At 65.7% G+C, this 24175-nt stretch carries 14 protein-coding genes, 2 rRNA genes and 2 pseudogenes; 7 read left to right on the top strand and 11 right to left on the bottom strand.

Features of this window, described 5'->3' with window-relative positions; all coding sequences use genetic code 11:
• Window positions 1-58 precede the first annotated feature (58 nt).
• The 5 genes from OG306_RS28520 to thyX form a co-directional block, all read right to left on the bottom strand.
• Window positions 59-3183 (bottom strand): 23S ribosomal RNA (locus OG306_RS28520).
• 297 nt (window positions 3184-3480) lie between these two features.
• Window positions 3481-5006: ribosomal RNA gene (locus tag OG306_RS28515) — 16S ribosomal RNA — on the bottom strand.
• Together the 16S and 23S rRNA genes form the textbook arrangement of a ribosomal RNA operon.
• A gap of 628 nt (window positions 5007-5634) precedes the next feature.
• Window positions 5635-7320 carry a ribonuclease J gene (locus OG306_RS28510; protein ID WP_266749051.1) on the bottom strand — a complete coding sequence of 562 codons (1686 nt, stop codon included), beginning with the start codon at window positions 7318-7320 and terminating at the stop codon, window positions 5635-5637.
• Between the two features lie 130 nt (window positions 7321-7450).
• Window positions 7451-8350 (bottom strand): 4-hydroxy-tetrahydrodipicolinate synthase, encoded by a 900-nt coding sequence (dapA, locus tag OG306_RS28505; protein WP_266749049.1) that lies wholly within the window; start codon window positions 8348-8350, stop codon window positions 7451-7453.
• Window positions 8351-8502: 152 nt separating this feature from the next.
• Window positions 8503-9240: an FAD-dependent thymidylate synthase gene (gene thyX / locus OG306_RS28500; protein ID WP_266749048.1), complete on the bottom strand. Its 738-nt coding sequence runs from the start codon at window positions 9238-9240 to the stop codon at window positions 8503-8505.
• Between the two features lie 186 nt (window positions 9241-9426).
• Here thyX and OG306_RS28495 point away from each other — a divergent pair, with 186 nt between their 5' ends.
• Window positions 9427-9666, top strand: coding sequence for a hypothetical protein (locus OG306_RS28495; protein WP_266749046.1), 240 nt, complete (start codon window positions 9427-9429; stop codon window positions 9664-9666).
• Window positions 9667-9759: 93 nt separating this feature from the next.
• Window positions 9760-10311 (top strand): hypothetical protein, encoded by a 552-nt coding sequence (locus OG306_RS28490; protein ID WP_266749045.1) that lies wholly within the window; start codon window positions 9760-9762, stop codon window positions 10309-10311.
• Window positions 10312-10351: 40 nt separating this feature from the next.
• Here OG306_RS28490 and OG306_RS28485 read toward each other — a convergent pair whose 3' ends face one another.
• The 6 genes and pseudogenes from OG306_RS28485 to OG306_RS28460 all read right to left on the bottom strand — a co-directional run.
• Window positions 10352-10837, bottom strand: coding sequence for a tetratricopeptide repeat protein (locus tag OG306_RS28485; RefSeq protein WP_266749044.1), 486 nt, complete (start codon window positions 10835-10837; stop codon window positions 10352-10354).
• Between the two features lie 13 nt (window positions 10838-10850).
• Window positions 10851-11603: a 4-hydroxy-tetrahydrodipicolinate reductase gene (dapB, locus tag OG306_RS28480; protein ID WP_266749042.1), complete on the bottom strand. Its 753-nt coding sequence runs from the start codon at window positions 11601-11603 to the stop codon at window positions 10851-10853.
• A gap of 23 nt (window positions 11604-11626) precedes the next feature.
• The gene (locus OG306_RS28475) at window positions 11627-13006 is read right to left on the bottom strand and encodes a M16 family metallopeptidase (protein WP_266749041.1); all 1380 of its coding nucleotides are present in this window, start codon (window positions 13004-13006) and stop codon (window positions 11627-11629) included.
• Window positions 13003-15216, bottom strand: coding sequence for a polyribonucleotide nucleotidyltransferase (locus OG306_RS28470; protein ID WP_266749040.1), 2214 nt, complete (start codon window positions 15214-15216; stop codon window positions 13003-13005). The genes OG306_RS28475 and OG306_RS28470 overlap by 4 nt, the downstream gene beginning before the upstream one ends.
• Window positions 15217-15562: 346 nt before the next feature.
• Window positions 15563-15853 carry a 30S ribosomal protein S15 gene (gene rpsO / locus OG306_RS28465; RefSeq protein ID WP_003965855.1) on the bottom strand — a complete coding sequence of 97 codons (291 nt, stop codon included), beginning with the start codon at window positions 15851-15853 and terminating at the stop codon, window positions 15563-15565.
• A 214-nt stretch (window positions 15854-16067) separates the two neighbouring features.
• Window positions 16068-16359, bottom strand: a pseudogene (locus OG306_RS28460) (hypothetical protein); the annotation flags it as partial.
• A 27-nt stretch (window positions 16360-16386) separates the two neighbouring features.
• On the opposite strand from OG306_RS28460, the pseudogene OG306_RS28455 reads away from it, so the two are divergent.
• From OG306_RS28455 to OG306_RS28435, 5 genes and pseudogenes are all read left to right on the top strand, one after another.
• Window positions 16387-17086, top strand: a pseudogene (locus OG306_RS28455) (type VII secretion protein EccE); the annotation flags it as partial.
• Window positions 17087-17612: 526 nt separating this feature from the next.
• Window positions 17613-17846 (top strand): DUF397 domain-containing protein, encoded by a 234-nt coding sequence (locus OG306_RS28450; RefSeq protein WP_266749038.1) that lies wholly within the window; start codon window positions 17613-17615, stop codon window positions 17844-17846.
• Window positions 17847-18175: 329 nt separating this feature from the next.
• Window positions 18176-20926, top strand: a complete 2751-nt coding sequence (locus OG306_RS28445) for an SCO5717 family growth-regulating ATPase (protein ID WP_266749037.1) — start codon at window positions 18176-18178, stop codon at window positions 20924-20926.
• A 197-nt stretch (window positions 20927-21123) separates the two neighbouring features.
• Entirely contained in the window at window positions 21124-22992 is a 1869-nt protein-coding gene (locus tag OG306_RS28440; RefSeq protein WP_266749036.1) for an ABC transporter substrate-binding protein, read from the top strand.
• A gap of 92 nt (window positions 22993-23084) precedes the next feature.
• Window positions 23085-24167 (top strand): ABC transporter permease, encoded by a 1083-nt coding sequence (locus OG306_RS28435; RefSeq protein WP_266749035.1) that lies wholly within the window; start codon window positions 23085-23087, stop codon window positions 24165-24167.
• The last annotated feature ends 8 nt before the right edge of the window (window positions 24168-24175 follow it).

Raw genomic sequence — 24175 nt, 5'->3', positions numbered from 1 at the left:
CACCGGAACAACACGGCCGTTCGTTATTTCAGAACAAACACAGTGGACGCGAGCAACTGAGGACAAGCCCTCGGCCTATTAGTACCAGTCAGCTTCACCCGTTACCGGGCTTCCACATCTGGCCTATCAACCCAGTCGTCTACTGGGAGCCTTAACCAATCAAGTTGGTGGGAATACTCATCTCGAAGCAGGCTTCCCGCTTAGATGCTTTCAGCGGTTATCCTTTCCGAACGTAGCCAACCAGCCATGCCCTTGGCAGAACAACTGGCACACCAGAGGTTCGTCCGTCCCGGTCCTCTCGTACTAGGGACAGCCCTTCTCAATATTCCTACGCGCGCAGCGGATAGGGACCGAACTGTCTCACGACGTTCTAAACCCAGCTCGCGTACCGCTTTAATGGGCGAACAGCCCAACCCTTGGGACCGACTCCAGCCCCAGGATGCGACGAGCCGACATCGAGGTGCCAAACCATCCCGTCGATATGGACTCTTGGGGAAGATCAGCCTGTTATCCCCGGGGTACCTTTTATCCGTTGAGCGACAGCGCTTCCACAAGCCACTGCCGGATCACTAGTCCCGACTTTCGTCCCTGCTCGACCCGTCGGTCTCACAGTCAAGCTCCCTTGTGCACTTACACTCAACACCTGATTGCCAACCAGGCTGAGGGAACCTTTGGGCGCCTCCGTTACTCTTTAGGAGGCAACCGCCCCAGTTAAACTACCCATCAGACACTGTCCCTGATCCGGATCACGGACCGAGGTTAGACATCCAGCACGACCAGAGTGGTATTTCAACGACGACTCCACAACCACTGGCGTGGCCGCTTCAAAGTCTCCCACCTATCCTACACAAGCCGAACCGAACACCAATATCAAACTGTAGTAAAGGTCCCGGGGTCTTTCCGTCCTGCTGCGCGAAACGAGCATCTTTACTCGTAGTGCAATTTCACCGGGCCTATGGTTGAGACAGTCGAGAAGTCGTTACGCCATTCGTGCAGGTCGGAACTTACCCGACAAGGAATTTCGCTACCTTAGGATGGTTATAGTTACCACCGCCGTTTACTGGCGCTTAAGTTCTCAGCTTCGCCGACCCGAAAGTCGGCTAACCGGTCCCCTTAACGTTCCAGCACCGGGCAGGCGTCAGTCCGTATACATCGCCTTACGGCTTCGCACGGACCTGTGTTTTTAGTAAACAGTCGCTTCTCGCTGGTCTCTGCGGCCACCCCCAGCTCGGAGAGCAAGTCTCCTCACCAGTGATGGCCCCCCTTCTCCCGAAGTTACGGGGGCATTTTGCCGAGTTCCTTAACCATAGTTCACCCGAACGCCTCGGTATTCTCTACCTGACTACCTGAGTCGGTTTAGGGTACGGGCCGCCATGAAACTCGCTAGAGGCTTTTCTCGACAGCATAGGATCATCCACTTCACCACAATCGGCTCGGCATCAGGTCTCAGCCTTAACGTGTGACGGATTTACCTACCACACGGCCTACACCCTTACCCCGGGACTACCACCGCCCGGGCTGGACTACCTTCCTGCGTCACCCCATCGCTTACCTAGTACAAGTCTGGTTCGTCGGCTCCACCACTACCCTCAACTCCGAAGAGATCGGGCCGGCTTCACGGACTTAGCATCGCCTGATTCAGTATTGGGCGTTTCAAAGCGGGTACCGGAATATCAACCGGTTGTCCATCGACTACGCCTGTCGGCCTCGCCTTAGGTCCCGACTTACCCTGGGCAGATCAGCTTGACCCAGGAACCCTTAGTCAATCGGCGCACACGTTTCTCACGTGTGTATCGCTACTCATGCCTGCATTCTCACTCGTGAACCGTCCACAACTCGCTTCCGCGGCTGCTTCACCCGGCACACGACGCTCCCCTACCCATCCCAGCAGGCGTTGGCCCTATACGCTGGAATGACACGACTTCGGCGGTACGCTTGAGCCCCGCTACATTGTCGGCGCGGAATCACTTGACCAGTGAGCTATTACGCACTCTTTCAAGGGTGGCTGCTTCTAAGCCAACCTCCTGGTTGTCTCTGCGACTCCACATCCTTTCCCACTTAGCGTACGCTTAGGGGCCTTAGTCGATGCTCTGGGCTGTTTCCCTCTCGACCATGGAGCTTATCCCCCACAGTCTCACTGCCGTGCTCTCACTTACCGGCATTCGGAGTTTGGCTAAGGTCAGTAACCCGGTAGGGCCCATCGCCTATCCAGTGCTCTACCTCCGGCAAGAAACACACGACGCTGCACCTAAATGCATTTCGGGGAGAACCAGCTATCACGGAGTTTGATTGGCCTTTCACCCCTAACCACAGGTCATCCCCCAGGTTTTCAACCCTGGTGGGTTCGGTCCTCCACGAAGTCTTACCTCCGCTTCAACCTGCCCATGGCTAGATCACTCCGCTTCGGGTCTTGAGCGTGCTACTAAAACGCCCTATTCGGACTCGCTTTCGCTACGGCTTCCCCACACGGGTTAACCTCGCAACACACCGCAAACTCGCAGGCTCATTCTTCAAAAGGCACGCAGTCACGACTGTTGCTCCGAAGAACAACAGCGACGCTCCCACGGCTTGTAGGCACACGGTTTCAGGTACTATTTCACTCCGCTCCCGCGGTACTTTTCACCATTCCCTCACGGTACTATCCGCTATCGGTCACCAGGGAATATTTAGGCTTAGCGGGTGGTCCCGCCAGATTCACACGGGATTTCTCGGGCCCCGTGCTACTTGGGAAATTCTCAAACGAGCCGTTAATGTTTCAGCTACGGGGGTCTTACCCTCTACGCCGGACCTTTCGCATGTCCTTCGCCTACATCAACGGTTTCTGACTCGTCGACCAATCGGCAGATTGATCAAGAGAACTCCCGCAACCCCGCATGCGCAACCCCTGCCGGGTATCACACACATACGGTTTGGCCTCATCCAGTTTCGCTCGCCACTACTCCCGGAATCACGGTTGTTTTCTCTTCCTGAGGGTACTGAGATGTTTCACTTCCCCTCGTTCCCTCCACACTGCCTATGTGTTCAGCAGCGGGTGACAGCCCATGACGACTGCCGGGTTTCCCCATTCGGACACCCCCGGATCAAAGCTCGGTTGACAGCTCCCCGGGGCCTATCGTGGCCTCCCACGTCCTTCATCGGTTCCTGGTGCCAAGGCATCCACCGTGCGCCCTTAAAAACTTGGCCACAGATGCTCGCGTCCACTGTGCAGTTCTCAAACAACGACCAGCCACCCACCACCCCGCCCAAACAGACGAGTTCACTGGGGCCGGCAACTGAAGGCGACCTCACGGCCGTACCCTCAGATACCCAACAACGTGCCCGACCCGACAAGCCATCCCCACGTTCCACGCCGAAGCAGTACTAGTGAACAACAACCTGTCGTGCCGAATAGTCAACGTTCCACCCATGAGCAACCACCGTCGAACATTTGCCGACGTAGTGGCCTCTGACCAGGCAAGCCCGGTAAGAAGTGCTCCTTAGAAAGGAGGTGATCCAGCCGCACCTTCCGGTACGGCTACCTTGTTACGACTTCGTCCCAATCGCCAGTCCCACCTTCGACAGCTCCCTCCCACAAGGGGTTGGGCCACCGGCTTCGGGTGTTACCGACTTTCGTGACGTGACGGGCGGTGTGTACAAGGCCCGGGAACGTATTCACCGCAGCAATGCTGATCTGCGATTACTAGCAACTCCGACTTCATGGGGTCGAGTTGCAGACCCCAATCCGAACTGAGACCGGCTTTTTGAGATTCGCTCCGCCTCGCGGCATCGCAGCTCATTGTACCGGCCATTGTAGCACGTGTGCAGCCCAAGACATAAGGGGCATGATGACTTGACGTCGTCCCCACCTTCCTCCGAGTTGACCCCGGCAGTCTCCTGTGAGTCCCCATCACCCCGAAGGGCATGCTGGCAACACAGAACAAGGGTTGCGCTCGTTGCGGGACTTAACCCAACATCTCACGACACGAGCTGACGACAGCCATGCACCACCTGTACACCGACCACAAGGGGGGCACCATCTCTGATGCTTTCCGGTGTATGTCAAGCCTTGGTAAGGTTCTTCGCGTTGCGTCGAATTAAGCCACATGCTCCGCTGCTTGTGCGGGCCCCCGTCAATTCCTTTGAGTTTTAGCCTTGCGGCCGTACTCCCCAGGCGGGGAACTTAATGCGTTAGCTGCGGCACCGACGACGTGGAATGTCGCCAACACCTAGTTCCCAACGTTTACGGCGTGGACTACCAGGGTATCTAATCCTGTTCGCTCCCCACGCTTTCGCTCCTCAGCGTCAGTAATGGCCCAGAGATCCGCCTTCGCCACCGGTGTTCCTCCTGATATCTGCGCATTTCACCGCTACACCAGGAATTCCGATCTCCCCTACCACACTCTAGCCTGCCCGTATCGACTGCAGACCCGGGGTTAAGCCCCGGGCTTTCACAACCGACGCAACAAGCCGCCTACGAGCTCTTTACGCCCAATAATTCCGGACAACGCTTGCGCCCTACGTATTACCGCGGCTGCTGGCACGTAGTTAGCCGGCGCTTCTTCTGCAGGTACCGTCACTTTCGCTTCTTCCCTGCTGAAAGAGGTTTACAACCCGAAGGCCGTCATCCCTCACGCGGCGTCGCTGCATCAGGCTTTCGCCCATTGTGCAATATTCCCCACTGCTGCCTCCCGTAGGAGTCTGGGCCGTGTCTCAGTCCCAGTGTGGCCGGTCGCCCTCTCAGGCCGGCTACCCGTCGTCGCCTTGGTAGGCCATCACCCCACCAACAAGCTGATAGGCCGCGGGCTCATCCTTCACCGCCGGAGCTTTCAACCCCGTCCCATGCGGGACAGAGTGTCATCCGGTATTAGACCCCGTTTCCAGGGCTTGTCCCAGAGTGAAGGGCAGATTGCCCACGTGTTACTCACCCGTTCGCCACTAATCCACCCCGAAGGGCTTCATCGTTCGACTTGCATGTGTTAAGCACGCCGCCAGCGTTCGTCCTGAGCCAGGATCAAACTCTCCGTGAATGTTTTCCCGTAATCGGGACAACACAACACGAGAGCGGAACGATCAGCCGGAATAAGACCGATCGTTCACAGCGTCCTCGCTGTGTAATTGCCTACCGGAACCGTGAGGCCCGGCAGGACTTTCAAAGGAACCACCAACCTGCCGAAGCAGGCCGGGGTATCAACATATCTGGCGTTGACTTTTGGCACGCTGTTGAGTTCTCAAGGAACGGACGCTTCCTTTGTACTCACCCGCAGAACATTCTCTGGGGTTTTCCTCCGGGCTTTCCCTTCGGTCTTGCTTTTCCGACTCTATCAGACTCTTTCGTGTCCGATTCCCGGCCGAAGCGGGTTTGCTTTCCAGTTCTTCGCTTTCGCGTTTCCCTTTCCGGCGGTTCCAACCTTACCAGACTCTTTTCCGTTCCGTTTCCGGTTCGAATTTGAATTCTGATGGCCTTTGGAGTGACCTTGCCTTTCGGCGGATCCGACTTTATCAGAAGTTCTGAGTCGGAATTCCCGCCCCTATCGGGGTGGCCACGACGCACGAGTGCGCGGGATCGTTCCCGGTCAGGCGGAGCCGTAAACGTACTGGAGCGGGGCGCCCTGATGCAAATCGGGGGCCCCGCTCCGGAGTTCGCGCCTGTCGGGGTCAGACCTCGACGACGACCGGAAGGATCATCGGGCGCCGGCGGTAGGTGTCGGAGACCCACTTGCCCACCGTGCGGCGGACCAGTTGCTGGAGCTGGTGGGGCTCCATCACTCCGTCCTGGGCGGACCTGTTGATCGCTTCCTCGATCTTCGGCGCCACGGCGCTGAACGCCGAGTCGTCGATGCCGGAGCCGCGGGCATGGATGTCCGGACCGCCCGTGATCTTGCCGGAGGAGCTGTCGACCACGATGAAGACGGAGATGATGCCCTCCTCACCGAGGATCCGGCGGTCTTTGAGGGAGGTCTCGGTGACGTCCCCGACCGAGAGGCCGTCGACGTACACGTAACCGGCCTGGACCTTGCCGACGATCTTGGCCTTGCCGTCGATGAGGTCGACGACGACGCCGTCCTCGGCGATGACGATGTGGTCCTTGGGGACACCGGTGAGGGCGCCCAGTTCGGCGTTGGCCCTGAGGTGGCGCCACTCGCCGTGGACCGGCATCAGGTTCTTCGGCTTGCAGATGTTGTAGAAGTACAGCAGCTCGCCGGCCGAGGCGTGACCCGAGACGTGCACCTTGGCGTTGCCCTTGTGGACGACGTTGGCGCCCCAGCGGGTCAGACCGTTGATCACGCGATAGACCGCGTTCTCGTTGCCCGGGATCAGGGACGACGCCAGGATCACCGTGTCGCCCTGGACGATCCGGATCTGGTGGTCGCGGTTGGCCATACGGGACAGTGCGGCCATCGGCTCGCCTTGGGATCCCGTACAGACCAGCACCACCTCGTCGTCCGGCAGGTCGTCGAGGGTCTTGACGTCGACCACCAGGCCCGCGGGGACCTTCAGATATCCCAGATCACGGGCGATGCCCATGTTGCGGACCATCGAGCGGCCGACGAAGGCGACCCGGCGGCCGTACTCGTGGGCCGCATCGAGGATCTGCTGGATGCGGTGCACGTGGCTGGCGAAGCTCGCCACGATGATGCGCTTCTGGGCGTTGGCGAAGACCGTGCGCAGGACGTTGGAGATGTCCCGCTCGGGCGGTACGAAGCCGGGAACCTCCGCGTTGGTGGAGTCGGAGAGAAGAAGGTCGATGCCTTCCTCGCTCAGCCGGGCGAACGCGTGCAGGTCGGTGAGCCGGCCGTCCAGCGGGAGCTGGTCCATCTTGAAGTCACCGGTCGCGACGGCCATGCCCGCGGGTGTGCGGATGGCGACCGCGAGTGCGTCCGGGATGGAGTGGTTGACCGCGACGAACTCGCAGTCGAAGACTCCGATGCGCTCGCGCTGGCCCTCCGCGACTTCGAGGGTGTACGGGCGGATGCGGTGCTCCTGGAGCTTCGCCTCGATCAGCGCGAGGGTCAGCTTGGAGCCGATGAGGGGGATGTCCGGCTTCAGGCGCAGCAGGTACGGGACACCACCGATGTGGTCCTCGTGGCCGTGCGTGAGGACGATGCCCTCGATGTCGTCGAGACGGTCCCGGATCGTGGTGAAGTCCGGCAGGATCAGGTCGATTCCCGGCTGCTCCTCCTCCGGGAAGAGAACCCCGCAGTCGACGACGAGCAGGCGGCCGCCGTACTCGAAGACCGTCATGTTGCGGCCGATTTCGCCGAGGCCGCCGAGCGGGGTGACCCGGAGGCCGCCCTTCGGGAGCTTCGGCGGGGTACCGAGTTCGGGATGCGGATGACTCAAAAGACTCTCCTTACCACACACGCCACGTACCGCTTGGGCACGTGGCGCGCATGTCATTCGTGCACTTGCTGTTGTCTGGTGTTGTCGCTCTTGCGAGTGTTCTTCGCTTATTCAGTTGTGAAGTCTGTGGTTACAGCTCTACCCCACCGGCGGCGAGATCGATCTTGAGCTGCGCCGTTTCCTGTGCGGTGAGTTCCACCAGGGGGAGGCGCAGCGGGCCTGCGGGGAGGCCCTGGAGGGCCAGTGCGGCCTTGGTGGTGATCACGCCCTGGGTGCGGAACATGCCGGTGAAGACCGGCAGGAGCTTCTGGTGGATCTCCGTGGCTTTCTGGACGTCGCCGCCGAGGTACGCCTCGATGAGGGCGCGCAGGTCCGGGGTGACGACGTGGCCGACGACAGAGACGAAGCCGATGGCGCCGACCGAGAGGAGCGGCAGGTTCAGCATGTCGTCGCCGGAGTACCAGGCCAGGCCCGACCGGGTGATGGCCCAGCTTGCGCGGCCGAGATCGCCCTTGGCGTCCTTGTTGGCGACGATACGCGGGTGCTCGGCGAGCCGTACCAGTGTCTCTGTGTCGATCGGCACACCGCTGCGGCCGGGGATGTCGTAGAGCATCACCGGCAGCCCGGTGGCGTCGGCGATGGCCGCGAAGTGCCGGAAGATGCCTTCCTGCGGCGGCTTGTTGTAGTAGGGCGTCACCGCGAGGAGGCCGTGGGCGCCGGAGCGCTCGGCCGTGCGCGCAAGCTCGATGCTGTGCCGGGTGTCATTGGTGCCGATGCCGGCGACGACGTGGGCCCTGTCCCCCACTGCTTCCAGTACAGCCCTGACGAGCTGGTCCTTCTCCGCGTCGCTGGTGGTCGGGGACTCGCCGGTGGTGCCGTTGATGATCAGGCCGTCATTGCCTGCGTCCACCAGATGGGTGGCGAGCCGCTGGGCACCGTCGAGGTCGAGTGCACCGTCCGCCGTGAAGGGCGTGACCATAGCGGTGAGGACCCGCCCGAAGGGGGTCTGCGGAGTGGAGATCGGAGCCATGGGTAACACGCTACTCGCTGCTCAGCGCCCAATGCCCCCTCGGGGGGACACGCAGTAGGAGCCCGGCACTGCCTGCTCGGGGGTTCAAGCAGTGCCGGGTCCGTTTGATCAGCCTAGATGAACTTCACGAAACGCCGCAATACGGACACCGCTTACGGGGCTACGCGTCCGTTTTTGTTAAAGGCTGCATGGGTAAGCGGCATGAGACGGGCCCAGTGCTCCTCCATCTGCTGCCCGACCATCTCGATCTCCCGCTGCGGGAACGAGGGCACCTTGGCCAGCTCGTGCTGGGTGCGCAGGCCGAGAAAGTGCATCAGCGAGCGGGCGTTGCACGTGGCGTACATCGAGGAGAACAGGCCGACGGGGAGCACCGCGCGGGCGACCTCGCGGGCCACTCCCGCGGCGAGCATCTCCTGGTAGGCCTCGTACGCCTGGCGGTACGAGTCCTCCATGATGCGGCCGGTGAGCTCCTGCTGGGCCTGGGTGCCCTCGACGAACTCGTACTTCCCGGGGCGCCCCTGCTGGACGAGCTTGCGGGACTCGCCCGGGACATAGAAGACCGGTTCCAGCTCCCTGTAACGGCCCGATTCCTCGTTGTACGACCAGCCGACGCGGTGGCGCATGAACTCGCGGAACACGAAGATCGGGGCGCTGATGAAGAAGGTCATCGAGTTGTGCTCGAACGGGCTGCCGTGCCGGTCGCGCATCAGGAAGTTGATGAGCCCCTTGGACCGCTCAGGGTCCTTGGTGACCTCCTCCAGGGACTGTTCGCCGGCCGTGGAGACACGGGCCGCGAACAGGACGTCGGAGTCGCCTGCGGCATGTTTCACCAGCTCAACGGTGACATCGCTGCGGAAGCTCGGCTTTGCGGGCTCGGGGGTCTCGGTCACCGGCGGGGTCCTTCCAATTGCGTCGCTCGGGCGGCGCCCACTCTACGGGCCGCCACTGACAGCGAGGGCTGGAAGGGTCGTGCCGGGATTTCTTCGACGAATTCGGTGATTCGGGGCACCGAACGGGTCTGTCGTACGTCTGACTCAATAGCAGCATCCGTACCAGGGTTCAAGGAGAGTCTTCTCATGTTCCGCCGGCGTGAATCCGTTCCGTTCTCGTTCGTAGCCGAGGCCGACCGATTCCGCAGTAACGTCACCCCGCCCCCGCGTGAGCGCACCAGTGTCTCGCAGCTGGCCGGCCGTTCCCTCATCGGGCTGACGGTCGTCGCAGGTCTCGTGGGGTCGCTGATCCTCGGCCTGCCCGCTCTGAGCACCGCCCAGGACCCGTCGCACTCCCAGCAGACGGAGGCCGCCCACGGGCGCTGACTCGTACGGGCCCCCTGGGGTGGTCGGGCGGTGACCTCCTCGGTAGCCTCACCGGGCACAGCAATCGAGCGTGCTTGTGAGTGAGGATCAGTCGTGCCCCTGCCCTTTCTGACGGCCGACCGCGCGTTTGACGCGAGAGCTGAGGACATCGCGCTGCCGTTCGACGACCACGACAAATGGCGGCGTCCGTACCGCCCCGGGCCCTGGCGGGTCGCGGCTGCGGCCTCCATGTTGCTGCTCGCGTCGTTCGTCCTGCTCGCGGGGATGGTGATCGCGTTCGCCGGGGAGCTGCCGGGTGCCGCCGTGTGTCTGGGACTCGCGCTCGTGGTCATCGTCTGTGCCCTGCGACTGCTGCGGCTCGGCGCCTGGGTGAGCAGGCACGGCGTGCGGCGGGTGGGCTTCTTCACGACGACGACCGTGCCGTGGAATCGCGTCACGGCCGTCCGTACCGTGCAGCAACCGGTGAAGTGGCTCGGGTTTCCGCGCACGGTGCAGGGTCAGGCACTGATCGTCGTACGGCAGGGTGGCGAAATGATTCCGCCCCTGCTCACCGACAGCAATGCGGACTTTCTGGCGCGGCGCGAGGCGTTCGACCGTGCCGCGGACACGATCGAGGCGTGGGGGGACGAGTATCGGCGGCACTGAGGCGGTGGTTACCGGGCCCGCCCGGTAACCGTTTCCGTCCTCAGTCGCCCGATGGGCCTGATCCGGCCGGTGTGACCCGTCCGGGGACGGGCCTCGTGCGCAGGGCGATGGCGCGTTGCATGGCCTTGCGGGCCCGAGGGGTGTCCCTGGCGTCCTGGTAGGCGACGGCCAGGCGGAACCAGCAGCGCCAGTCCTCCGGGGTGTCCTCGGTCTCCTCGCGGCGCCGTGCGAACACGGCGTCGGCCGAGGCGCGGTCGATGCGGCCGGACGGGGTACGGATCAGCTCGTCGACCGGCAGGCCGCCCTCCGCGTCGAGTTCCGCGGCCAGTGCGTTGGCCCGCGCCACGAACTGGGTGTTCTTCCAGAGGAACCAGACCCCGATCACCGGCAGGATCAGCACCGCGACCCCGAAGGTGACCGTCAGCAGGGTGCCGTGCTCGATGAGCAGGATGCCACGGCTGCCGACCAGGACGAAGTAGAAGACGAGGACGGCAGCGGTGACGAAGTAAGTGATCTTTGCGCGCATGGCGGGGGCTCAGTCAGTTCAGGTCGAGGAAGTTTTCCAGGCCGAACGTCAGGCCGGGAGTGGTCACCACACGGCGTGCGCCGAGCAGGATGCCCGGCATGAAGCTGCTGTGGTGCAGGGAGTCGTGGCGGATGGTGAGGGTCTCCCCCTCGGCGCCGAGCAGCACTTCCTGGTGGGCGAGGAGACCGCGGAGCCGGATCGCGTGGACGGGGACGCCGTCGACGTCCGCTCCGCGGGCCCCGTCCAGGGCCGTGGTGGTGGCGTCCGGCTGCGGGGCGCAGCCGGCCTTCCGCCGGGCGTCGGCGATCAGCTGGGCGGTGCGGGTGGCGGTGCCCGAGGGGGCGTCGACCTTGTTGGGGTGATGGAATTCGATGACCTCGACGGACTCGAAGTAGCGGGCGGCCTGCTCCGCGAACTTCATCGTGAGGACGGCGCCGATGGAGAAGTTCGGCGCGATGAGCACACCGGTCTCCGGGGACCCGGAGAGCCAGGTGTTCAGCTGCGCGAGCCGTTCGTCGGTCCAGCCCGTCGTACCGACGACGGCGTGGATGCCGTGCCGTACGCAGAAGTCGAGGTTGCCCATCACCGACGCGGGGGTGGTGAGCTCGACGACGACCTGGGCGCCGGTTTCCGCGAGGGTCTCCAGCTTGTCGCCGCGGCCCAGGGTGGCCACCAGCTCCATGTCGTCGGCGGCCTCGACGGCTCGTACCGCCTCGGATCCGATACGGCCCTTGGCGCCGAGAACGGCCACGCGCAGCTTGCTCATTGCTCTGCTTCCTTACGGGTGGGTTAGGAGACCGCTTCGTCGAGGCGGTCGGCCTGCTTGTCCTTGAGCGGGCCGATGACGGAGAGCGAGGGGCGGTGTCCGAGGACCTCGCCCGCGACCGCGCGGACGTCATCGGAGGTGACCTGCGCTATCCGGGCCAGCATGTCGTCGACCGACATCTGGTCGCCCCAGCACAGTTCGCTCTTGCCGATGCGGTTCATCAGCGCGCCGGTGTCCTCCAGGCCCAGGACCGTGGAGCCGGAGAGCTGCCCGATGGCGCGGCCGATCTCCTCGTCGCTCAGTCCTTCGGACGCTACCCGGTCGAGCTCGTCCCGGCAGATCTTGAGGACGTCGTGGACCTGGCTGGGCCGGCAGCCCGCGTACACGCCGAAGAGTCCGCAGTCGGCGAAGCCCGAGGTGTACGAGTAGACGCTGTAGGCGAGACCTCGCTTCTCCCGTACTTCCTGGAAGAGGCGTGAGCTCATGCCGCCGCCGAGGGCGGTGTTGAGAACGCCGAGCGCCCAGCGCCGGTCGTCGGTACGGGCCAGGCCCGGCACACCGAGGACGACATGGGCCTGCTCGGTCCGGCGGTTCAGCAGCTCGACGCGGCCGGCGGTGCGCAGGGTGCGGGAGCCCGCGCGCGGGCCGACCGGGACGGCGTCGGTGCGGGACAGTGCTCCCGCGCGCTCGAAGGCCTTGCGGACCTGGCGTACGACCGTGGCGTGGTCGATGTTGCCCGCGGCGGCGACGACCAGGTGCGTGGGGTCGTAGTGCTTCTTGTAGAAGCGGGTGATCCGGCCGCGGTCGAGCGCGTTGATGGTGTCGACGGTGCCGAGGACGGGGCGGCCGAGGGGGGTGTCGCCGAGCAGTGTGTGCGCGAACAGGTCGTGCACGCAGTCGCCCGGGTCGTCCTCGGTCATGGCGATCTCTTCGAGGATGACGCCGCGCTCGGCGTCGACGTCCTCGGCGGTGATCAGTGAGCCGGTCAGCATGTCGCAGACGACGTCGATGGCCAGCGGCAGGTCGGTGTCGAGGACCCGCGCGTAGTAGCAGGTGTACTCCTTCGCCGTGAAGGCGTTCATCTCGCCGCCGACCGCGTCGATGGCGGCGGAGATGTCGAGGGCGCTGCGTTTGGCGGTGCCCTTGAAGAGGAGGTGTTCGAGGTAGTGCGTCGCGCCGTTCAGGGTGGGGGTCTCGTCGCGTGATCCGACGTTGGCCCAGATCCCGAAGGTGGCGGAGCGGACGGAGGGCAGGGTCTCGGTGACGACACGGAGGCCGCCCGGAAGGACGGTTCGCCGGACCGTACCGATGCCGTTGGCGCCCTTGAGAAGCGTTTGGGTACGGGCGACGGCCCGCGCCTCGGAAGAGGCGCGGGCCGTCGTCACGGAACTACGGGACGTCACTTGGAGGCGTCGTCCTTCTTCTCGTCTTCTTCACCCTCGACGACCGGGATCAGAGAGAGCTTGCCACGGGAGTCGATCTCGGCGATCTCCACCTGAACCTTGGATCCGACCGCGAGCACGTCCTCGACGTTCTCCACGCGCTTGCCACCGGCGAGCTTGCGGATCTGCGAGATGTGCAGCAGACCGTCCTTGCCCGGCATGAGGGACACGAACGCGCCGAAGGTGGTGGTCTTGACGACCGTACCCAGGTAGCGCTCGCCGACCTCCGGCATGGTCGGGTTGGCGATCGAGTTGATCGTGGCGCGGGCGGCCTCGGCCTGCGAACCCTGCTGGGCACCGATGTAGATGGTGCCGTCGTCCTCGATCGTGATGTCGGCGCCGGTGTCCTCCTGGATCTGGTTGATCATCTTGCCCTTGGGGCCGATGACCTCACCGATCTTGTCCACCGGGATCTTGACGGTGATGATCCGCGGGGCGTTCGGGGACATCTCGTCCGGGACGTCGATGGCCTCGTTCATCACATCGAGGATGTGGAGGCGGGCGTCACGGGCCTGCTTGAGCGCGGCGGCCAGGACCGAGGCGGGGATGCCGTCGAGCTTGGTGTCGAGCTGGAGCGCGGTGACGAACTGCTTCGTACCGGCGACCTTGAAGTCCATGTCGCCGAAGGCGTCCTCCGCACCGAGGATGTCGGTGAGGGCGACGTAGTGGGTCTTGCCGTCGATCTCCTGGGAGATCAGGCCCATGGCGATACCGGCGACGGCGGCCTTGAGCGGCACACCGGCGTTCAGCAGCGACATGGTGGAGGCGCAGACCGAGCCCATGGACGTCGAGCCGTTGGAGCCCAGCGCCTCGGAGACCTGGCGGATCGCGTAGGGGAACTCCTCGCGCGTCGGCAGCACCGGCACGATGGCGCGCTCGGCGAGCGCGCCGTGGCCGATCTCGCGGCGCTTGGGCGAGCCCACGCGGCCGGTCTCACCGACGGAGTACGGCGGGAAGTTGTAGTTGTGCATGTAGCGCTTGCGGGTCACCGGGGAGAGGGTGTCCAGCTGCTGCTCCATGCGGAGCATGTTGAGGGTGGTGACGCCCAGGATCTGGGTCTCGCCACGCTCGAACAGCGCCGAGCCGTGCACGCGCGGGATGGCCTCGACCTCGGCGGCGAGCGTACGGATGTCCGTGACGCCACGGCCGTCGATGCGGACCTTGTCCTTGATGACGCGCTCGCGGACCAGCTTCTTGGTCAGCGAACGGTACGCGGCGGAGATCTCCTTCTCGCGGCCTTCGAAGGCCGGGAGCAGCTTCTCTGCGGCGATCTCCTTGACGCGGTCCAGCTCGGCCTCGCGGTCCTGCTTGCCGGCGATGGTGAGCGCCTGGGCCAGCTCGGACGTCACGGCGGCGGCGAGCGCCTCGAAGACGTCGTCCTGGTAGTCCAGGAAGACCGGGAAGTCGCCGGTGGGCTTGGCGGCCTTGGCGGCGAGGTCCGACTGGGCCTTGCAGAGCGCCTTGATGAAGGGCTTCGCGGCTTCGAGACCGGCGGCGACGACCTCTTCGGTCGGGGCCTCGGCGCCGTCCTTGACGAGCTGGATGGTCTTCTCGGTGGCCTCGGCCTCGACCATCATGATCGCGACGTCGCCGTCCTCCAGGACGCGACCGGCGACGACCATGTCGAAGACGGCGTCCTCGAGCTCGGTGTGCGTCGGGAAGGCGACCCACTGGCCCTTGATCAGGGCGACACGGGTGCCGCCGACCGGGCCGGAGAAGGGCAGGCCGGCCAGCTGCGTGGAGCAGGAGGCGGCGTTGATCGCGACCACGTCGTACAGGTGGTCGGGGTTGAGCGCCATGATCGTCTCGACGATCTGGATCTCGTTGCGCAGGCCCTTCTTGAAGGAGGGGCGCAGCGGGCGGTCGATCAGGCGGCAGGTGAGGATCGCGTCCTCGGAGGGCCGGCCCTCACGACGGAAGAAGGAGCCGGGGATCTTGCCGGCGGCGTACTGCCGCTCCTCGACGTCCACCGTGAGGGGGAAGAAGTCGAGCTGGTCCTTGGGCTTCTTGGACGCGGTCGTGGCCGACAGCACCATGGTGTCGTCGTCCAGGTACGCGACGGCGGAGCCGGCGGCCTGCTTGGCCAGGCGGCCCGTCTCGAAGCGGATGGTGCGGGTGCCGAAGGTTCCGTTGTCGATAACGGCCTCGGCGTAGTGGGTCTCGTTCTCCACTAGCGTTTTCTCCGATACATATCGTCTTCTCGCCCCCACGCCCGTGTGGCGGGGGACGGTAGCGGAGAAGCCCTCCATCGGCGGGCCGGTCTTCGATCGAAGCACCCGGGTCGATGAGTCCGGGGGCCACTACCGAGGACCGGCGGCGGGGAGGTCTGCTTCTCGCTCGTCCGTGGTTCGTTCTGCCGGTCGTTCTGCGACCAGGTTACTGAGATTCGACTCAGCTTTGCATTCCGGGCGTGCGGGCAGGCCCGCCACGTCCCGTACATGCGTACGTACGCACAATCGTACGTACAACAAAGGGAGCGGCCCCCTCAGTAGTGGGAACCGCTCCCTTCACGGCGTTTTACTTGGCGCCGCCGGCCGCACCGCGGCGGATGCCGAGGCGGTCGACCAGGGCACGGAAGCGCTGGATGTCCTTCTTGGCCAGGTACTGCAGAAGGCGGCGGCGCTGGCCGACCAGGATCAGCAGACCACGACGGGAGTGGTGGTCGTGCTTGTGCGTCTTGAGGTGCTCCGTCAGGTCCGAGATGCGACGGGAGAGCATCGCGACCTGGACCTCGGGGGAGCCGGTGTCGCCCTCCTTCTGGGCGAACTCGGACATGATCTGCTTCTTCGTAGCGGCGTCGAGCGGCACGCGTACTCCTCTTTGATGTTCGATGCGTCCACGAGTGCCCCTGGTCTTGATCGCAGGGGTTCTTCCATTACTCGGGGGCGAAGGTCCGATGAGCGCAGATCCCAGGATGATCCGGGAGCGCGTACACAAACGGCCGTCACACAGCGTACCAGTCCGGCGGAGCCGGTTCGGTCGGGGGTGAGGTGCCCCCGGGAGTCCGGTGCCGGCCCTGTCCTCAATCGCCGGAGGGGCATGATTTTGCCTGGCTGAGCTCGGGTTTTGCCGGGCGGGGTCGGCTGGCGAGAGCGCGGACCGAGTGGCAGAGATCGAAAACGGCGAGGCACAAGGGGGATCAGCGTCAGGAGCACACACGCTTCGGCGATCTCCAGGAAGCGCCCCCAGAACGGGGTGACTCCCTTGCACGGCGCGATCAGCCCTATGGCGGCGATCAGAGCGGCGGCGCCCGCAACGGCTGCGGCGAGCCGGATCGTACGGATGTCGAGCGCGGTGCTGTCCCCCGTGCCGGCCTCGCGCAGCGTTTCGGTCGGCGGATAAGTGTGCCGGGCTTCGCCCCGTACATCTATGTCGACCGGGACCGTCGCACACTGGGCATGGTCGGGGACGGCACGTTCCTGACCGCTGTCGTACGGGTCGAGGCCAGCGGTGAATCGCTCCGCCAGGCGCGCGGTGGCGGAATCGGCGGAGCTCAGCGCTGTCTGGTTCGGGTCGCGGACCATGTGGCGAGCCGGATCACCGGCGCCGGATTCCGGGCCGGTACTGGACCAGGAGGAGCTGCACTCCGCCGTGGCCACATCCGCGTGTGCCAATCCCATCCTGTCGGCCCGCGCCGGACGCCCGGATGTCGTGCCGCAGCGGCGAACGATGGAGACGTCGAGGGTCTGGCGGTGCGACGATCGTTGGCACACCGCCTATGCGGTGGACCGCCGGCCCGAGTTGGGCCGGGAGGCGACTCCTCTGCCGTGCCTCGTCTCGCTGCTGACCTCGGTCCCCGCGTATGCGACGACCTTCAGCCTGACGGTGCGGCGCGGTTCGCGCCAGGGCGATGTGTCCGTGTCCGGTCACGTACGGATCACGGGCGGATCCGATACCGAACTGGTCGGAGTACGAAGGACATTGGAGCAAGCCGCACGGCACGCCAGGGTCGGCCTGGTGCGGTTGGACCGCGAGCAGCTGCCGGGCGTGCTGGCAACGCTCCCGCTGGGAGGCGCACAGTTCGCCGCCAGCGTGGTGTAAGCATCGCAGGTCTTCTTGATCGCATGCTGGGCGGCCTGCGCCCCAAGACCCCACCTGGACTTGATCTCCCGGTACGTCAGTTTGCGCAGCGGCAGGTTCTTGCGGACGCGCTCGTCGAAGGCCACCTGTGCGGCCCAGGTCGCAGCCTCGTTGCACGCGCTCAGGGTCGCCTCAAGCACCGACGCCTGCACGGGCGTCGGCAGCAGCTTGACGCGCACCACCAGCTTCACAACCACGGACCCTAGTGCGCCAATCGCACAAACCAGCCGAATCCGCCCACATTCCGCCCGAACGGGCGACCGACAGCAAACACGTTCGCCTCTGGCGCTCACCACCTTGCCCGAATCCACCGGGCGGCTGTGCGGGCGCTCCGCGCCACCCGCCAAGGAGGCGATTCCTCACGGGGCTGAAGCCCCGGGGTTCCTCGCGAGAATCCGCTGAATACTGTTCCGTTCGCAACCCCGGGCCTGCCGCTTCCAGGGAGGATGGCCGGGGAACGACACGGTTCGATCGAAGGGACGCCGACATGGGCACCCAGCAGGAAAAGGAAGAGCTCTACGCTCTCGACATCTCGGATGTGGAGTGGCTGAGCGCACCGGGGACCGAGGACGTCGAGGAACGGGTCGAGATCGCGCATCTGCCGGGCGGCGCGGTCGCCATGCGCTCGTCGCTGGACCCGGAGACCGTGTTGCGGTACACGGAGGCCGAGTGGCACGCGTTCGTACTGGGCGCACGGGACGGTGAGTTCGACCTCACGTAGGCAATGGCCAAGGGAAAGGGTGGCTGTCCGAACACGGCGGCCACCCTTTCACCACGCCTGGATATGTAGCGAATTGACCGCTTCGGTCTGTGTGCTCCGCCGCACGCGGGGCACTTGAGGGCGGTGCGTGACCTACTGGACAGTTTCTGCCGTGCGGTACGGCCTGCCGCAGTGAGCCCGATGACGATTAGGGTGGGTCGGGGGGCAGCAGAAGAACCTGCGGGCAGGCGATGCGCGTCCCCAGGGGGAGAGCCGGGCGGATCGGACAACGGGAACGGTCGCCCCCACCCACCACGGCACAAGGGTGCTCGACCACACCAGGAGGCAAAGTGAACGGCGATCGGGACGAGATCCGCGGGAGCTGGAACAAGCCCGCCGACGAGTCGTCCGACGCGGAGCCCGCCGAGATGACGGGTGAGTTCACCATCGACTACACCCCGCCCGCCTGGTACACGCAGAACGCGCCGGGGGACTCGTCGGGGGGCGCCGGATCGCACCTGGCGCCGCCTCCGCCGCCCAGCGGGGCGCCGGTGTCCGTGCCCGCGTCGCCGCCGGCCGGGGGCGGTTTCGACCCCAACTGGGCTCCGGCGCCGCCCACTCCGGTTCAGTCCGCGGCGGGTGACTCCGCCGTTCCTTCGCCTGCTTCTACGCCTGCGGAGGGAGCGGGAGCGGGACCGGTGACTTCCGACGGGATGGCGGATCCGTTCGGGGGCGGTGATGTGGAGAGCGGCGCGACCATGCGGTTCTCGCCCACCGCGTTGAAGCGGGAGATCGCGGAGCGCGAGGCGGCGGCGAAGAGCGCGGACGGGGACGGCTCGGCTGCGGACTCGGGTTCCGCGGACATTGGTGCTGGGGCAGGTGCTGGTGCCGGAGTAGGTGCTGGAGTAAGTGTTGGTGCCGGAGTAGGTGCTGGTGACGACCGTACGGACGCGGGCGAGGCGCCCGGTTCCGTTTCCGTTTCCGGTCCCGATTCCGGTTCCGATTCCGGTTCCGTTTCCGCGGAGGCTGCGGACGCACCCGCGGAGACGCCCGCCGATGAGCCCGACGGCGCTGCCGCCGCGGATACCGGTGCCGACGTCGCGGCACCCGCCGATCCGCCGGGCAGCGGCCTGATGAGCGGTGCCGCGGACGAGCCGGAAGGTGCCATCGCGCCTTCGGGTGCCGTCGCGGACGCGGTGCCTCATCAGGACGTCCCGGCGCCCGCCGGGCCGGCCCCCTGGACCCCGGCGCCGCCGCAGGGCGCGCTGCCGCCGCTGCCGCCTGCCTTCCAGCCCGCCGCACCGCAGCCCACCGCACCCCAGGCGGCACCGCAGTGGCCCGCTCCGGCTCCGGCCGGCCAGGGGCCCGGTGGCTACGGATTCCCGCAGGCCGGCGCGGTCCAGCCGCCGCAGGTACCCCACCAGCCTCATCAAGGCGGTTACGGCTTCCCGCAGCCGCCTCAAGTGCCCCAGCCACCTCAAGTGCCCCAGCAGCCGCAAGCTCCCCAACAGCACCAGTGGCCCGCGCAGCAGGGCTCGCCCCTCCCGCCCCAGGTCCCCCAGGTGCCTCAGCAGCCGGTCCAGGGCACGCCCCATCTGCCGGCGCAGGTCGCCCCGCAGCAGCCCGTACCCCAGCAGCCCTCCCACCCCCAGCCGCAACAACAGCACCCCCACCAACAGCAGCCGCAGCAACAACACCCCCAGCAACAACAGCCGCAGCAACAACAGCCCCACGGACAGCCCGTCGACCCGCGCACCGGGGCCGCCTGGCCGACCCCGGTCACCCACGATCAGCGCGAGCGTTCCGTGCCCGGCGCCCCGCTCGGGTACACGGCAGCGGTGGAGCTCTCCTCCGACCGGCTCGTCCGGGGCAAGCAGAAGGCGAAGAGCAGCCGTACGCCGTCCGGCGCGGCCCGCTTCAAGCTCGGCGGCAAGAAGGAGGAGGCCGAGCGGCAGCGCAAGCTCGACCTGATCCGTACGCCCGTGCTGTCCTGCTACCGGATCGCGGTCATCAGCCTCAAGGGCGGTGTCGGCAAGACCACGACGACCACCGCCCTCGGCTCGACCCTGGCCACCGAGCGGCAGGACAAGATCCTCGCCATCGACGCCAACCCGGACGCGGGCACGCTCGGCCGCCGGGTGCGCCGGGAGACCGGGGCCACCATCCGTGACCTGGTCCAGGCGATCCCGTACCTCAACTCGTACATGGACATCCGCCGCTTCACCTCGCAGGCGCCCTCCGGTCTGGAGATCATCGCCAACGACGTGGACCCGGCGGTCTCCACGACGTTCAACGACGAGGACTACCGGCGCGCCATCGATGTGCTGGGCAAGCAGTACCCGATCATCCTCACCGACTCGGGCACCGGTCTGCTCTACAGCGCGATGCGCGGAGTGCTGGACCTCGCCGATCAGCTGATCATCATCTCGACGCCGTCGGTCGACGGTGCGTCCAGTGCGTCCACCACGCTGGACTGGCTGTCGGCGCACGGCTACGCGGAACTCGTACAGCGTTCCCTCACCGTCATCTCGGGCGTCCGCGAGACCGGCAAGATGATCAAGGTCGATGACATCGTGCAGCACTTCGAGACGCGCTGCCGCGGCGTGGTCGTCGTACCGTTCGACGAGCATCTGGCGGCCGGCGCGGAGGTCGACCTCGACATGATGCGTCCCAAGACCCGCGAGGCGTACTTCAACCTCTCCGCGCTGGTGGCCGAGGACTTCGCGCGCGCTCAGCAGCAGCAGGGGCTCTGGACGTCGCACGGTTCCAATCCGCCCCCGCAGTACGCCCCGCCGCTGCCCGGCCAGCAGTACGCCCCGCAGCAGCCGTACCCGCCGCAGCAACAGCCGTACGGCGGCCAGCAGCCTCCGCAGCCGTATCCCCCGCAGCCCGGTCCCGGAGTGCAACAGCACGGCTGGCAGCAGTCGTTGCCCTCCCAGGCCCAGTCCGCGGCGAGCCCGGCCGGTCCGCCGCCGCCTCACCAGCAGCAGCCCGGCCTGCCTGGTCAGCCGGGACAGCCCGGTCAGCCGGTCCCGCCCGAACTGCAGGGCCCCGTACCGCCCGCGGGCTGGCAGCAGCAGCCGCCAGCGCCTCAGCAGTAAGGCAACAGAGGTCTGAACCAATGAGGGCCCGCACCGTCTCCACGGTGCGGGCCCTCCGCTTATTCCCGCAGACCACACGCCGTTTCGATGACCGTTGACGCGGCTCGACCACCGCTGATAGACCTTCGCTTCACCAGCTGGCGAACCACAGATCAACCCGCCTTCTCCGTGCGAGTCATGACGCGAGGTCCCTGACCATGGTCGAAAGAGTTCCACCACTGACTGCCCAGCCACGCTCACGTCTGCGTGTCCTGCTGGCCTCCGGCGCCGCCGCTCTGGCACTGACCGCCGGTTCCGTCGTCGGCGTACCCCTCGGGGCCGCGCCGCAGCAAGCGCAGGCCGCCGACAGCGGCACGTCGACGCTGACCGTCGCCGTCGCACAGAGCGTCGACTCCCTGAGCCCGTTCCTCGCTCAGAAGCTGATGAGCACGAGCGTCAGCCGGCTCATGTACGACTTCCTGACGAACTACGACCCCAAGGACAACCACGCGGTCCCCGCCCTCGCCACCAAGTGGGAGCCGTCCGCGGACAAGTTGACCTGGACATACACCATCCGGTCCAACTCCAAGTGGTCGGACGGCCAGCAGGCCACCGCCGAGGACGCGGCGTGGACGTTCAACAAGATGATGACCGACGAGGGCGCCGCGCAGGCCAACGGCAACTTCGTCGCGAACTTCAAGAAGGTGACGGCTCCGAGCCCGACGCAGCTGGTCATCGAGCTCAAGGAGCCGCAGGCCACCATGGCCGCGCTCGATGTGCCGATAGTCCCGAAGCACATCTGGGAGAAGGTCGGTGACTTCTCGAAGTTCAACAACGACACGAAGTTCCCGATCGTCGGCAACGGGCCGTTCATCCTGACCGACTACAAGGTCGACCAGTATGTGAAGCTCAAGGCGAACAAGGACTTCTGGCGCGGTAAGCCGAAGTTCGACGAGCTGGTCTTCAAGACGTACAAGGACCAGGACGCCGCGGTCGCCGCGCTGCGCAAGGGCGAGGTCTCCTTCGTCGCCGGCTCCCCCGCCCTGACGCCCGCCCAGGCCGCCTCCCTCAAGGGCGAGAAGAACGTCAAGGTCAACGAGGGTCCGGGCCGCCGCTTCTTCGCGCTCGCCACCAACCCGGGCGCGCAGACCAAGGACGGCAAGAAGTTCGGCAACGGCAACAAGGCCCTTCTCGACCAGAAGGTGCGCCAGGCCCTCTTCCTGTCCATCGACCGCAAGACCATCATCGACAAGGTCTTCCAGGGCCACGCCATCGAGGGCCAGGGCTACATCCCGCCGCGCTTCTCCACGTACTTCTGGCAGCCCTCCGCCGACCAGAGCCTCGCGTACGACCCGGCCAAGGCCGCCAAGCTCCTCGACGAGGCGGGCTACCCGCTCAAGGGCGACCAGCGCGTCGGCAAGGACGGCAAGCCGCTCGACCTGCGCATCCTCTGCCACGCCACGGACCCGAACGACAAGGCGATCGGCAAGTACCTCAAGGAGTGGTGGGGCAAGCTCGGCGTCGGGCTCAAGGTCGACTGTCTCGACGACGTCTCGGTGCCGTGGTACGCCGGTGAGTACGACCTCGCCTTCGACGGCTGGTCGGTCAACCCGGACCCGGACTTCATCCTCGGCATCCACACCTGCGGCGCGCTGCCCGTCAAGGCCAAGGACAGCGCCACCACCGACAACTTCATCTGCGACAAGACGTACGACGAGCTCTACAAGAAGCAACTCGCCGAGTACGACCCGGCCAAGCGCGCGGACATCGTCAAGCAGATGCAGTCGTGGATGTACGACTCGGGGTACATGAACATCATCGCGTACCCGAACGCGGTCGAGGCCTACCGCACCGACCAGATCAAGTCGATCAAGACCATGCCCGAAGCGGCAGGCAACATCTACGGCCAGGACGGGTACTGGAGCTGGTGGTCGGCCGTTCCGGCGGGCAGCAGCAGTTCGGACAGCTCCGGCGGGTCCGGCTCCACCGGAGTCGTCGTAGGCATCATCGTGGCGGTCGTGGTACTCGCCGGTGGCGGGCTGTTCATCGCGAAGCGCCGTCGTACCACCGCGGACGACCGCGAGTAGTCACGCGGACGGGTTGAGAGGGGCCGGCCGGGGCGGCGCGCAGCCGCCCCGCCGGTTCCCTCTAAGTGCAGCACGAGTAACGAGAGTTCCCCATGACAGCTGAAAGCACTCCGGCGCTCGTGCAGATCGCGGATGCGGACACCGAAGGTCCGGCTCAGGCCGGGCCGGCGGCCGCCCGCGGCCCACGGGCACGTAACACCAAGGCCTACCTCCAGTACGTGGCGGCCAAGATCGTGGGAGCGGCCGTCTCCCTGTTCGCGGTCCTGGTCACCAGTTTCTTCCTCTTCCGGCTCATTCCCAGCGACCCGGTGAAGCAGATGACGGGCGGCCGTCCCGTCTCCGCCGAACAGCTCCAGTCGCTGCGTCATCAGTTCGGCCTCGACCAGCCGATGTGGCGGCAGTTCACCAGCTACGTCGGCGACGCCCTCACGGGCAACTTCGGCACTTCGTTCCAGTTCCACGCGCCCGTCATCGACAAGATCACCGAGGCGCTCCCCGCGACCCTGCTCCTCACCGGCACGTCGTACGTCCTGTACACCGCGCTCGGCATCTGGCTCGGCACCCGTACCGCGTGGCGCAACGGCTCCACGAGCGACCGCTTCAACACCGCCTTCGCGCTGACGCTCTACTCGGTGCCGTCGTTCTGGCTGGGCCTGCTCCTGATCATCGTCTTCTCGGTGGGCATCGGACCGATCCCCGGGATGTTCCCGACCGGCGGAATGCAATCGGGCGGCGAGAGCGGATTCGCGTACATCCTCGATGTGGCGCATCACCTGGTCCTCCCGGTGATCACGCTGGTCGCGGTCGGGTACGCGCAGACGCTTCTGGTGATGCGCTCCTCGCTGCTGGACGAGATGGGCAGCGACTATCTGACCACGGCCCGCGCGAAGGGGCTGCGGGACGATGTCGTACGCCGCAAGCACGCCGTGCCGAACGCGATGCTGCCGACGTTCACGCTGATGTTCGTGAACCTCGGCCAGGTGGTCGCCGGGCAGATCCTGGTCGAGACGGTGTTCTCCTGGCCGGGCCTCGGCGGTCTCTTCTACCAGGCGCTGAGCGTGCCCGATCTCCCCCTCGTGCAAGGGCTGTTCTTCACCTTCGCCACCGCGGTGATCCTGGCGAACACCCTGGCCGACGTGCTGTATCCGCTGCTCGATCCCCGGGTGGGCCGATGACGACCGAA

This window comes from Streptomyces sp. NBC_01241 (assembly GCF_041435435.1).
Classification (GTDB): domain Bacteria; phylum Actinomycetota; class Actinomycetes; order Streptomycetales; family Streptomycetaceae; genus Streptomyces.
Note: the sequence above shows the minus strand (reverse complement) of the source record. Positions and strands in the feature narration are given on the sequence as shown.